Genomic DNA, 12,758 nt, shown 5'->3' on the forward strand with positions numbered 1-12,758 from the left:
TGCACCATCCTCGTTTCGATTGGGTCGGCGCCGATCACGTTGGCCAAGGCCGGAACATGCGAGGTCGCCATCGAACGCGGCGACGGCCCGGTCGTGGCGGCCCTGCTGGAGGCGGCTCTGGCCGTGAGGCGGCTTGACTCCGGGCTTTTCATGAGAACACCTCGTCTATGGTCGCCGCCGGGGCGGCCGGATCGTAGCCGTCCGCGGGACGCACCCCGGCCTCGTCGAGGGTGGCCGCCACGCGCGTCGCCAGGGCCCGGCGCAGGTGGGCCAGCAACGTGGGGGCCTCGTCCCGCAGCCGGTCGAAGCTCGTCTCCAGCGGGTCGGCGCCGGACGGGTCGGGCAGCTCGCGGTGGGCCGGCGGCCCGCCCTCCAGGACGACCAGGATGTCCTTGACGTCCAGGCCGAGCCCGTCCGCGATGACCTGGATCACCTTCTCGGTGATCACCACTTCCGCACGGGGCCGTGGCGGGCCGAGCCGGTCCTTCAGGTCCCGCAGGGCGCCGAGCGCGTAGGAGTCAGGGGCGCCGAGGCCGAGGTCGGTGTATCCGGGCACGAACCGGGTCGTCTCAGCGGTGGCGGCGGCCGCGAAGTCGGCGCGTCGCCATTCGCGCAGCGCGGCCACGAACTCGGGGTCTGCCAGGGCGAGCAGCCGCCCGATCTCGAAGGCCGCCGCCTCCGACAGGTCCTCCAAGCCGTCGGAGGCGATGCGGCGGGCCTGGTCGGCAGCGAAGGTCGGGGCCGGGGGGCGGCGCGCGGTCTCGCGGGGGACGAGCGGCCCCCGGTACCAGGCGGCGCGGTCCTCGCCGCGCCGCGAACGGTGCCGGGTGGCGACATGGCCGGTCGGGGTCACGCCGGGGCAGCCGTCCGTCGCCGTCCCGAACGAGCCGCTGTCCAGGTTCCCGGCGAGGCTCTGGAAGTCGCCCCCCTCGGCCACGGAGAACGTCCACCGGGCCAGCACGGGAAAACGCCGGTCGCGCGGCCCCGCCGGGACGATCTCGGCCGGGCCGGGCTCCGGCGCGGTGCCCGCGCGGCCCGGCAGCGCGTCGGCGCGTCCCTCCAGCGAGATCAGGCAGGCCTGGTACGCCAGGCCCGGCCGCGGCAGCCGGGCCGACAGCACCACCGAGAAGAAGCCGTCCAGATCGCCTCCGGCCAGTTCGGTGTCGTCGAGCGCGACCTCGCGGACGTGGCAGAGCAGCCCCAGTTCGGCGGCGCTGGGAAAGACGGCGTGCACGACGTTGGCGGTGGTCGCCAAGCAGGCGCACGACCCGGAGCCAGGGCCGACGTTGAGCGTCGCGTGCAGGGCGGGCGGGATCACCTCGGTCACCGGGACGGAGGGCAGGTACTCGCCCTCGTCCTCGGTGAGCAGCACCAGCGCCAGCCAGGGCGCGTCCGCGACCGCCTCGCCGAGCCGCCGCTCCCACGGCAGCGTGCGCCGTTTCAGCACGATCTCCGGCAGCCGTGTGTCGAACGCGCCACGCGCGGTCGGCGGCGGGAAGACCGAGGCGACCTCGGTGCCGGCGATCGCGAACCGGGGGGAGAGGACCTCGATTTCCTCGGCCACGGCGGTGGCCGCGTCGCCGTCGATGCTGTGCTCCAGGAGCACGGTGTACGTGCCGGCCGTGAGCGCGGGCCTGGCCGCGCTGTGCAGCCGGATGTGACCGGGGGAAACGCTCACGTGGCGGGCCTCCAGGTGATCGTCGAGTTCTGGACGGGGCCCGCGACCGGGCCGGTCACCAGGCCGGGGAGCCGGCCGGCGAGCCCGGGGTCTCCCTCGGCCGCCATCAGCCGGGCGGCCAGGACGCCGGCGGGGTCCGGGCTGCCCAGCACGGCGCGGAGTGCGAAGGAGCCGTCGTGTGCGACGCTCACCGTGCAGCCGGAGCTTCCCGGCAGGACCTCGCGCAGCATGACGATCTCCTCGCCGAAGGTGAACAGCCGGTCGGGAGCGCCTGTCCACTTGGCGCCGTCCAGGCCGATCAGGAGCTCCCCAGGGGGCGGGGTGAGGGGTCGCAGCGTGATCACGACAGATCGTGAGCGCGGCAGCGTGGTCTCGGACAGGCCCTGACCGCGCACGATGTCGGCCGGGTCGGCCAGTGCGATGTCGGTCGGGCGCCGGGCGCGGCGCGTGGTCGCCCCGGGCGTGCGCAGTACTCCGCCCGCCACCACGCAGGCGTGCTCGCCGACGCGGGCCACGGGGACGCCGCTGTGCCAGCCGCTCAGACCGCCGAGGTCGTGTTCGAACCCGCTGCCCACCACCACGACGCGGTGCGCGCCGACCGGCACCGGGATCGTCCCGTGACTCATGGTCACGTCCGCCAGCACGCGCCCGGCCAGGTCGAGCACGCACACGCGGACCAGCTGCCGTCCGCCGACCTCCAGCCACGGACGGGCGTCCGCCCAGTCGTCGTGGGCGCCGGGGACGTGCCAGACCTGGACGTCCCCGGCCGGCAGCCGCACGCCGAAGGAGGGATCGTGCGCGAGCCGCTCGTAGCTGAACAGGCCGCGGACCACTTCGATCGCTCCGCCGGGTGCGGCGTGCGTCCGCCGGTCTCCTTGCGGGAGCAGCTTCGTGTCCACGGGGTCGGTGGTGATCAGCGCGGCCGCCACGGCGGGGTGGCGGGCCGACACGGAGGCCACCGTCGGCGGACTCGTACGTGGGTAGCTGTCGCCCCATTTGCCGACACTCGTACGGGGTCGCTGCCGGCGCGCCGGCCGGGCCTCCGGCCGCAACACGGCCAGCAGCACCGGCACGGGCACCGGGGGAGGCGTCGGCTCCGGGCGTACCGGCAGCTCCCGGATCACGGCGGGCTCGTACAGCCGGGCCGGTGTGAACACGCCCGCCGTGATCCGGGCCGGGCGAGGCGCGGCCGACCGTTCCCCGCCGAGCAGCGCCCGCTCGAAGGCGCTCGGCCCGGCGGCGGTGGCCGCCACCGCACGCGGTCCGAGGCAGCGGGCGAGAGCCTGCGTCGCGTTCGCCATGAACCACCCGGCCAGTTCGAACGCGTCCGCGCCCGCGACTGACGCCGCCCAGGCCGCGGCGGCTTCGTCGGCCGCGCTCAGCTCGCCATCGGGATCCCGGTCGTCCAGCAGCGGCAGCGGTAGCGGCAGCGGCAGGGGTTCGCTCACCTCGATCTGGTGCACGGAGATCTGCGGTGTCGTGCCGGTGATGGTCACGTCCGCCACGAAGTCGGCGCCCACGTACGCCTCGCGCATGCCCCCGGCGCCGTTCGGCCGGGGCATGCCCCAGACGGCCTCGGGCACCTGACCCCGTACGGGTGTCCACGTACCCGGCGTGACACTCCCCGCGGAGTCCCGGATCGTCACGCGGTGCCGCGCCACGACGGTGGCCCGCCCCATCGGCGCGGCGCTGAGCGCGGGCCCCGGCAGCCGCGCCCCGTTGACCTCGCCCGCCGCCCGTACGGCCGTCCGGAGCGAGAACTCGGGCAGCACGCGCGTCCTTTCCGGCGGGGAACCGGCCTCCGGCGGCGGTGCTCCGGGGTCGTCGGTGTGCGCGCCCCGGGTCACGCCCATGCTCATGGGCCGTTTCGACGGGTCGCCCGCCACAAGGTACTTGTCGTGGAAGGCCGCCCAGCCCAGCCACGCCTTGGGCGCGGTGTCGGCCGCGGCGCCGAACGGCACCGTGACGACGGCGACGCCCAGGTCGAGCTTGGCGAGGCCGCGCAACTCCGGGCCGGTGATGAGTAGTTCGACGCCGATCGACAGGCTGAGCCTGAGGGAGATGTGGATGAACCAGATCTTCACCTCGATGAGGATCCACACGCCGACCGACACGTACACCGAGAAGTCGTAGAAGAACGGGTCCCAGGAAATGAGAATGTCGAGCCCCACCGCGAACCACGCGCCCGCGAAGCCGAAGTCGGCGGCGGCCTCCAGCCGCCCGCCGGTCATGACGCATGTGGACGTGAGAGTGAAGTACGCCTCGCCCTTGATCATGATCGCTTCGGACACCGACCACGCGAACCCGACGCGCGGAACCGCCGGGTGGTGCGGCGCCCGCTTGAACCGGGGGTGATAGCCGCCGATGGAGACCAGGAACTCGCCCGTCCTGAACCAGATGACGAACGCGAACCCGCCGAAGACCCGGCAGGACGGGTTGATCACCCAGGAGTTGTCCGTGAGCTGGGCCTGCACCGACAACACGCCTTCGGACGTGGAGAACCGCGCGCACAGGGCGAGTTCGAGATAGACGGCCGGGGCGTCGGGGTTGGGCAGCCCGGCCCTGGCCAGCCCGAGCACCATGATCTCCAGCCCGTCCCCGATGGCGACCGTGAGCACCGCGATGGACTCGACCAGCGTGAAGCTGGTGAACCGGACACCGGCGGCCAGCCAGAACGCGCCGTGCCTGGGCGGGAACGTCTGGCCGAGCTGCCCCAGCACCGCCATCGGATCACGGGCCGGCGCGCTGTCCGGACGGAGCGCGGCGATCAGCGGGAAATCCTTGACCTTCGTCATGTCGTCCGGTGCTCTGAGCTCCCGGTTGAGGCCGATACCGCCGCCCAGGCCGAGCAGGAAGAAGGCAGGAGGCCCGCCGAGCGGTGCCAGGAGGGCCGCGACGACGAACAGCGAGGCGTACTTCTCAGGCTGGTTCGGGATGGGGAACATGCCGTAGGAGCCCATGGCGGTCAGGCCGTAGCCGCCGGCCTTCACCTCCAGCATGCCGATGTACTCCACGCCGCCGTCACGGCGCATCCGGCGCAGCCCGCCCGCGATCGAGACTCCGTCGCCGTCGAAGGAGACGGCCAGCCCGGCCAGGTCGAGCCGCCAGGCCAGCGGGTTGGCCGGGGTCGCCAGCGGGATGATCACTGCGAGTTCGTCGATCTGCGCGTGCAGCGGGCCGAGTTCCACGCCGCCGTCGACGAGCAGGACGAACGCGGCCGGATCGGTGAGGTCGTAGCCGATCTGCTCGATGTAGACGGGCCCGAACGAGCGGCGGATCGGCACCCAGCCGTCGCCCGCCACGCCGAGCCGGAACTCCGCGTTCTGCGCCCCGGTCTTGTGGATCTCCACGTAAGGGCTGAGCCCGGGAGCGGGGCCGCCCTCCTCGCCGGGCCGCAGCACCTTCGCCGCCACCGGGTTGTCGCCGTCGGCCGACTCACCGATCGGCAGCTCCAGACCGGTGATCTCCAGGCGGGCGCCGCCTTCGACGAAGCCGGTCGTGGCGTGCTCGTAGGTGCCGTACAGGGTGATGGCCTCGACCCGGACCGGGCCGGGCACCAGCGGGCCGTCGGTGCCGGTGGCGGTGAAGCCGAGCCCGCGTACGCGCAACCCCGGGGTGAACGTCACATCGGTGCCGATCTCGACCAGCCCGATCTGGATGACGGGTTCGTCCTCCTCGCCCGCGCGCAGGGCGAACGTGACAGGTCCGGCCGCCGGCAGCGGTAACGGCTGGGGGAGGGCCAGGCCCAGCAGGTACCGACGGCCGTCGCCGGCCTGCTCGCCGATCAGCCGCAGTCGCAGCGGGCTGGTCGGCGCCTCGGCGAGCGCGACGTCCAGCAGCGCCACCACGGCGCGGATCAGCGTGTCCAGCGGGTCGGCCAGCGCGCGGGTGTCGAGCTGGTGGGCCGGCGCCGCCGGGGTGAGCAGGCCCGCGTTCACGAGGATCTCGCCGAGGGCCGTTCCGCCGATCGTCGTGTCCCGCAGCAGGGCGCGCGTGCCGTCCAGGGCCAGGACCGGATCGAGCACCAGGGGCGCCATCACGTCGAGGACGAATTCGGCGAACGCCGCCGCGAGATCACCGTCGAAGGTCTCGCCGCCCCGGTGCCACAGGCCCGGCGGGCCTCCCGGCGGCACGACGACGGTCAGCGCGTCCGCCTCCGGTGTGCCGGGCCGGTCCAGCCACAGGCCGCAGTGCAGGCCGGGCGTGTCGCCCCCGGCCCGCAGTTCGAGGTACGGCCATGCGGTACGCAGTAGGACGACCGGATCGGGGGCGGCGAGGTCGGGTGGGATCGCGGTGAGCGTCAGCCGGGTAGGGCCGAGCCCGCCCGGTCCCGCGCTGATCCGGCCGTCCAGGGCGACACCGTTCAACGGGCGCATCCCGGCCAGCACCACTGTCAGTTCGGGGACACCGTCGGGGTCGGCGTTCAGCAGCAGCCGTACGTGCGCGCCCGCCCAGAGCTGGTCGGGCGGGGCGTCGGGGGCGGGCGGGCCGGCCGGCGTGGCCGCGTTGACGAGCGCGCGTACGACGGCGGCGGGCGCGGCGCGGAACCGGCGGGCGAGCTCGGCCCCCGGATCGGCGGCCAGCGTGCGGAGCTGGACGATGTCGAACCTGCCCGCCTGGTCGACCAGGGCGAGCGCACCGCCGACGCCGGTGATGGCCGCGCCGAGGGCGGCCGCCGCGCCGCCGAGATCGGCCAGTTCGTCCAGGAGCAACGGCAGCACGTACTCGGTCGCGGCCTCGGCCGCCAGCGCGGCCAGTTCGCCGAGTCCGCTGGGGTCGGGTGTCAGCCGTACGACGGTGGGCGGAAGGGCGGGGTCGCGCCACAACCGCAGGGTGACGCGCTCGCCGTTCAGTTCCACCTCGGCGGCTGCGAGGCTGATCCCGGTCAGGTCGGGTGGAGCGCTGACCCGGGCGACCGCGTTGAGGGTGACCTTCGGGGCGGGGCCGATCCGGATCGTCGCGCCGACACCTCGCAGGAACGCCAAGGTCAGCAGCACGTCGTCGCCGTCTGCCGTGGCGGTCACGCGTCCACCCATAGGCAGCGGCAGACCGGTTCCCGCATCCTCGTCCGTGACCAGTTCGGCGATCGCCGTGAGCAGCGTGGTCAGCTTGGCCGGGCTGATCCCCCCGAGCCCGTCGGCCGATCCCAGCGATTCCGGACGGGTGAACCAGCGGCCGGGGGCGGTGAGCAAGCCCAGGGGGTCGCGTGCCGCGCCGTGCTCGTCCAGCAGGCCGATGGTCTTGAGCACGGCGCTCACCCGCGGCGCCTCCGCGACGACGGCCTGTATCAGCATTCGCAGCAACTGGCCGAGAGCGAGTTCGGCCGCCTGGACGGTCAGCCCGGCCACGTCAGGGCTGGGCAGGAGCGCCGCTTCGCCGACGCGTACGCCGTCCTCGTCACAGGTGACCACGAGGTCGCCGGCGGTCAGGGTGAATCGGCCGGTGGCCGCCGACGGGTCGGCCAGCGTCACGGTGACGGCTCCGGACAGGCCGACGACACCCGCCAGCACGACGGGCGTGCCGATCACCAGCACGACCGTGCCGGCCCCGAAGTCGGCCTCCAGGCGGAGCCCGCCCCCCAGATCGGCCGCCGGCATCTGATCGGCCACCCGATCGGACAGGTAGCGGCGCGGGTCCCAGAAGAGCCGCTCGATCGCGTCGGCGTCCAGGGTCAGGTCGGCGCGGGCCAGCCCGAGCGCGCGCAGCGTCCCGGCCAGCGGCGTCCCGGCCAGTTCGCGGCCCAGCTCGCCCAGCAGGGTACGGCCACCGGCGTCGAGCGTCTCGCGGGTGACGCGGTGGCGGCCCAGCGGCGATCCCGGCAGGGCAGCGTCATGCAGCACCACCTCCACGGCTCCGGCCGGGCCGGCCGCGTCCAGCCAGATCTCGGCGCGCCGGAACCGGGCCGGGCCCTCCAGCAACCAGCCGCCAGGGCGTTCCACGATGGTTTGCGTCCGCAGCCGGGGACAGGGCCGGACGTCTCCGTCCCGCAGCCGGATCTGGTGCAGGTCGGCGCGGAGCGACGTGGTGACGGCCACCTCGCCCGGCACCGTCCCGTCCTGGGGAAGCGTCACGCGGAGACCGAGGCCGAGGTGGGTCACCGGGCGGCGGTTCGCGCCTCCCGGCGGTCCGGCCGCGATGACATCGGCGACGAGGTCCGCCAGGATCTGGCCGGCGTCCGGGAGGGTGGCGATGACCGCGGTCACGGCAGGTTCGCCGTCGGGCGCAGCAGGTTCGCCGTCGGGCGCAGCAGGTTCGCCGTCGGGTGCAGCGGGTTCGCCGTCGGGTGCGGTGGGCGGAGGTGTGAACTCGGCGAGCGGGAGGCCGTCGTCCAGGGTCGCGAGCATATGCCGCAGCGCATCGGGGATCACCGGCAACCGGGCGGCCAGGCCGTCCAGGAACCGGGCCGCGTCCCCGCCGCCGGTCAAGGGGGGCGAGGCATGCGGCCCGCACACGGTGATCAGCTCGGCGAACGGATGCTCGCGGTGCAGCGCCCGGGCCGGGTACGCGGTGACCGAGTGCGCCACCACGACAGGCGCTCCGCCCGACGCGACGGTCACCCTCTCTATCACGGTGCGCAGTCGCTCGACCGCCTCGGCATGCCCTCCGGCCGTACGAGGCGGCATCAGGACGAACCAGGGCCCGCGCTCCGATGCCACGACGGCCGTCGGGGTGGTCAGATCGATGATGGTGCCCGCTTCCTGCCCGGGCCAAGGGCGGACGCCGGGCAGCGGAGCGCACAGGTAGACGGTCCGCTCCTGCTGAGCGGTGCTGTGGTCGCCCAGGTGGAACCTGGCGGGGGCGTCGAGGTGTGTGGCCGTGATCGGGGACCGGCGGTCGGCCGGGCCGGCCTGCGCCGACGCCGGGAGCAGGCCGTCGCCCTCCTGGAAGGCGGCCGTCAACGTGGCCAGGGAGGCGGCCAGGTCCGCACGCCCGGCGAGGAGGTCACCAAGGTGGGTGTCCAGGCCCGACACCGCGTCCAGGGCGTCCAGCAGTTCGGCCGGGTCCAGGTGGGCCGTACGCAGGTCGGCGGGCACGAGTTCGGCGAACACCTCGTCCAGGCCGGAGAGCGTCGGGCCGTCAGGGTCCAGCCAGATCAGCGCCTCGGGGCCGTCAGGGCCGAGCCTGATCGCCCACGGGTCGTCGTACCGGCCGGATCCGGTGAGTTCCGGTAGGCCGGTGAGGAGAGCGGTCAGGCTGACGGCGGGCAGCGCGAGCGGGCCGCCGAACAGGTCGCCCAGCCACAGGCGCAGGGCGCCGAGCGGGTCCACGACCAGTTTGGGCAGGCTCAGCACGGGCCAGTCGCCGCCGAAGTCGGGCAGGTCGAACCGGGGCCAGTCGAACTCGGAGTCGCCGAGTTCGGGGAGGCGCAGCGCGAACGGGCGGAGCGTCGGTAGCCAGCCCAGCATGGCCGCGAGCAGTTCGGGCAGTGACAGGTGCGGTGGCTCCGGCAGGTCCAGCCGGGGCAACGCCAGCCGCAGGCCCAACAGCGGCCGGATCAGCGGCCAGGCCAGTTCCAGGTCGAGGTCGCCGTCAGGCCAGTCCAGGCTGAAGGGGGTGGGCGGTTCCAGGTGGACGCCCGCGACGTCCAGCGCGGCGTCATGGACGTGGACATTGCCGCCCCAACCGGTGTCGCGCCGCCACCAGACCAGCCCCTGGAGCGAGCGGCAACTCGCCGTCACCGGTCCGGCGCGCAGCTCCAGCCTGGCCGGCGGCAGATGGTCGTCCAACGGCGATTCCACGCCCGTTGCCGGTTCCTCCATCTCCTCGGGCGCGTCGGGTTCGGGTTCGTCGGATTCGGGTCCGTCGGGTTCGGATTCGGGTTCGTCGGGTTCGGGTTCATCGAGGAAGGTGCCGATGGGGTAGCCCGCTTCCAGCGCCAGGCTGATCTCATGCCGCTCGCAGAAGGCGAACGCCGGTGAGCGTCCATGTTCGACCGGGAGCGCCACTCGGGCCAGCTCGTGCAGGCCGATCACGCTGACCAGGGTTCCGTCGACGAGTTCACGAGGACCGAGGACGACCCGCGCGGCGATCGTGAGGACGGGGGCGGCCGCCCCGCCGTCCCCCCAGATCAGCAGCTCCAGGCGGGCGTCGGGAACCGGCGATCCGAACGCGGTGGCCCAGGGTTCGGCGGATGTCCCCGAACCGGCGAGGTCGCTGGACACCGCGAACAGGGTCCGCGCCGCGTCGATCATGACACGGTAGCCCCCGGCGCCCAAGGCGGCGGCGTGGTAGAACGCCACCGCGACGAGTGGGTCGGCGAAGAACGCCGCCGCCACGGGCAACTCCGGCCAGCCCTCCGGCCGCACCCCGGGTTCGCGCAGACCGAGCAGCACCATCAGGGCGCGAACCCGGGCGGCGGCCTCGTCCCCGAACAGTGGTTCCAGCAGCCCGGCCAGGCCCGCCACGGCCGCGTCGCCCGCGATCTGGGTGACCGCGTCGACCGAGGTGAGATCCAGCACGGGGTAGACACCGTCGCCTACCCGAACGTCCACGGCCTCGGCGATCGGGACGAGTCCGTGCGCCTCGGTCAGGCTCAGGCCGAGCCGGAGCACCCCCACCAGCGGAGCGGAGAGTGGCCTGCCCGGTGTGCCGCAGACCACCTCGGCTCGCAGCCACGGCAGCCAGCGGGCGGCGGGTCCCGGCGTGAACTCCAGGCGGAGCAACTGGCAGCCCAGCCGGGCGGTGACCGGAACCTCCCCCAGTGGCGGCGCTTCGGTCTCGGCCGCGATCCCGAACAGGACCCGCGTCCCGATCTCGCCCGCCGTGACGGCCAAGGTGGCGTAGACGACGGTCGTGCCCGGCCCGGTGAGCCGCACGCGCAACCCGTCAGGCCCGGAACCGGCCACCTCGCCGGGCACGCCGGCGAGTTCGGCCAAAACCAGGAGCCAGGCGCCCTGGGTCGCGCTGTCAGCCAGCACGGTCAGCGCCCAGTCGCGCAGCGCCACGCCACCGCGGGCGGCGACATCGTCCAGCCGCAGGCGGGGCACCCGGCCCTCGTCGCCAAGCCCGATCAAGGTGAGCAACAGCGACAGGTGCCGGGCGGTCGCCGGGTCCAGCCCCGCGGCGGCCGAGGCCAGGTCGAGCAGCAGCGACAGCAGCTCAGGCAGTTCGTCGGCCAGGAAGTTCTGGCCCCCCGTCAGCGTCAGATCGCGGGCCTGCGGCCAGCCGGGCAACTGGAGGCCGCGCACGTCCAGGCCGAAGCCGGGATCACCGCCATCGGTGGGGCAGTGGAACTCGCCCGCGACAGAGCCGATCGAGACGGATCCTCCGGCCGGCGACAACACGGTGAACCGCACGCCCAACGGGCCATCCGGACCGCCGGGCAACAGTCGAGGCGGCATGCCCTCGCCGATCCGCAGCAGTGGCAACCACACCTCGCCGGCCAGGCCGACGCCACCCTTCTGGTACGCGGCCGTACCCGCGACGCCCAGATCGACGCCCCCGGCGGTGCGGTCGATCGTCAGGTAGATCGACGCGGCCCCGAAACGCTGCAGCCTGATCCTGGTCCGCTCGCCGACCGTGGGCGGGCCGTCGCCGAAGTCCAGCAGGCTGAGCAGCGCGTCCAGTCGCACGGGATCGGAGACGACCCCGCGCAGCGCCCCGATCGGGTCGGCGAAGAAGGCGTCATTGAAATCGAAACCGCCGTCCGCACGGGGCAGCAGCACACCCAGCGTGACACCGAGCTGGGCCAGTTCCGGGGCGAAGACCCCGGCTGACACGCTCATCGCCACCACCGGTCGATCGAGTGGGCCGCCTGCGGGAACACCATGAACTCGTCGTGCTCGGCACGGACGGCGCCCGGCAGCAGCGGACGTCCTGCCCGATCCGTGCCGGTGGCGGCCGCCACGGTGGCGGCGATCTCCAGCATGGCCGCGAAGCACACCGCCACGGCGGTCTCACCCCACGCCTCCACCAGCAGCGGCTTCCCTCTGGCTCGTGTCTCGGCCGCCGTGAGCAGTCCCGCCGGTTCGGCCTCGCTGCCGGTGGCCAGCGGCACCACCAGCTCGCCGGCCCGGGGTTCCTGATCACACATCAGGCGCAAAGCGGCAAGGACAAGACCTTCACGCAGCGCGGTCCGGCTCTCCACGACATGCAGGGCCACTTCGGAACCGTCACGCTGCCAGACGCACCAACCGTTCACGGTGCCGTCACGACCCAGAACCTCACGCCATAGGCAGCTGAACACGTGATCGGGAACCACGACCGGTGTACCCAACTGGCCGGTATCCAGACCGGAGTTGACGGAATCCCTGCGCAGTTCACGCAGGAACGCCTGGCAGTCTCCGTTGTCAGGCATAGCATCCCCCGGCCTCTTTGTTTCCTCGGCCACCCGTTTCGACAATGACCGGCACGTAACTGTCGGTCAATGGGCAACTCCGGCCAATACCGACTGAGGTTCCCTCAAGGCCAGAGCCGCCGTAGCCGGCGCCATCCTCCCGGACAGCCGTGCCCCGGCTGGGCCGGGGAAGCGGACCGGCCGGGCGCCGCGGGACCCCGGCGGCACGCGAGTTCAGGCCGCCTGCACGTAGGAACCCCGGTGAGCGGGGATGCTGCGCCCATCGGGCAGAAGCTCGCCGGTGTCGTCGAACAGCACCACGCCGTTGCAGAGCAGCCCCCACCCCTGTTCCGGGTGGAACGACACGAGGCGGGCCGCGTTGTGGTCAGGCGCGTTTGCGGGCGGGCACGGAGGCTTGTGCTGACACATGACCGTTACCTCGATCCTTGACGATCGCAGGAGAGCCATCGGCTCCGGCTTGACGGTCATCGCCGGCGTTCCGGTCCGGTGAGCTGCTTTCGCTCTCTACGATGCCGCGCCCGACGCCCGTTGTCTGCGCCGTCAGCACCCATTCGGGCCCCATGCCAACGACAATCCCGGCATACCCGCTAACTGCAATGCGCCGTCCGCGGCCTGCCTCAGGCCTGCGTGGCCGTCCCGCTCCACCCGAGCGCTCAGCGCGTCGGCGATCTTCTGATCAGCGTCCCGTGTCGTGTACTGATAGATCAGCGTCGCCCGGTCGATCCACATCATCAGGTTTGTAGCGAGCCGCACATGTCGTCCCTCCGCCACACTGGATCACCC

Annotated in this window: 5 protein-coding genes; all 5 read right to left on the minus strand. The window is 73.3% G+C overall.

Going from position 1 to position 12,758, the window contains the following annotated elements:
* Positions 1 to 148 precede the first annotated feature (148 nt).
* Positions 149 to 1,678: a hypothetical protein gene (locus OG884_RS33890; RefSeq protein WP_326639690.1), complete on the minus strand. Its 1,530-nt coding sequence runs from the start codon at positions 1,676 to 1,678 to the stop codon at positions 149 to 151.
* The gene (locus tag OG884_RS33895; RefSeq protein ID WP_326639692.1) at positions 1,675 to 11,403 is read right to left on the minus strand and encodes a DUF6603 domain-containing protein; all 9,729 of its coding nucleotides are present in this window, start codon (positions 11,401 to 11,403) and stop codon (positions 1,675 to 1,677) included. Before OG884_RS33895 ends, OG884_RS33890 begins: the two co-directional genes overlap by 4 nt.
* A complete protein-coding gene (locus OG884_RS33900) occupies positions 11,400 to 11,975 on the minus strand; it encodes a hypothetical protein (protein ID WP_326639693.1) in 576 nt (191 codons plus the stop codon). Before OG884_RS33900 ends, OG884_RS33895 begins: the two co-directional genes overlap by 4 nt.
* Before the next feature lie 213 nt (positions 11,976 to 12,188).
* Positions 12,189 to 12,383, minus strand: coding sequence for a DUF5999 family protein (locus OG884_RS33905; protein ID WP_326639694.1), 195 nt, complete (start codon positions 12,381 to 12,383; stop codon positions 12,189 to 12,191).
* 132 nt (positions 12,384 to 12,515) lie between these two features.
* Positions 12,516 to 12,746, minus strand: coding sequence for a hypothetical protein (locus OG884_RS33910; RefSeq protein ID WP_326639696.1), 231 nt, complete (start codon positions 12,744 to 12,746; stop codon positions 12,516 to 12,518).
* Positions 12,747 to 12,758 lie beyond the last annotated feature (12 nt).

Origin of the sequence: Streptosporangium sp. NBC_01755, from assembly GCF_035917995.1 — a bacterium.
Classification (GTDB): Bacteria; Actinomycetota; Actinomycetes; order Streptosporangiales; family Streptosporangiaceae; genus Streptosporangium.

Coding starts and splice junctions, on each gene's coding strand:
- OG884_RS33905 (WP_326639694.1), bottom strand. CDS start 12,383: ATGTGTCAGCACAAGCCTCCGTGCCCGCCCGCAAACGCGCCTGACCAC.
- OG884_RS33900 (WP_326639693.1), bottom strand. CDS start 11,975: ATGCCTGACAACGGAGACTGCCAGGCGTTCCTGCGTGAACTGCGCAGG.
- OG884_RS33895 (WP_326639692.1), bottom strand. CDS start 11,403: ATGAGCGTGTCAGCCGGGGTCTTCGCCCCGGAACTGGCCCAGCTCGGT.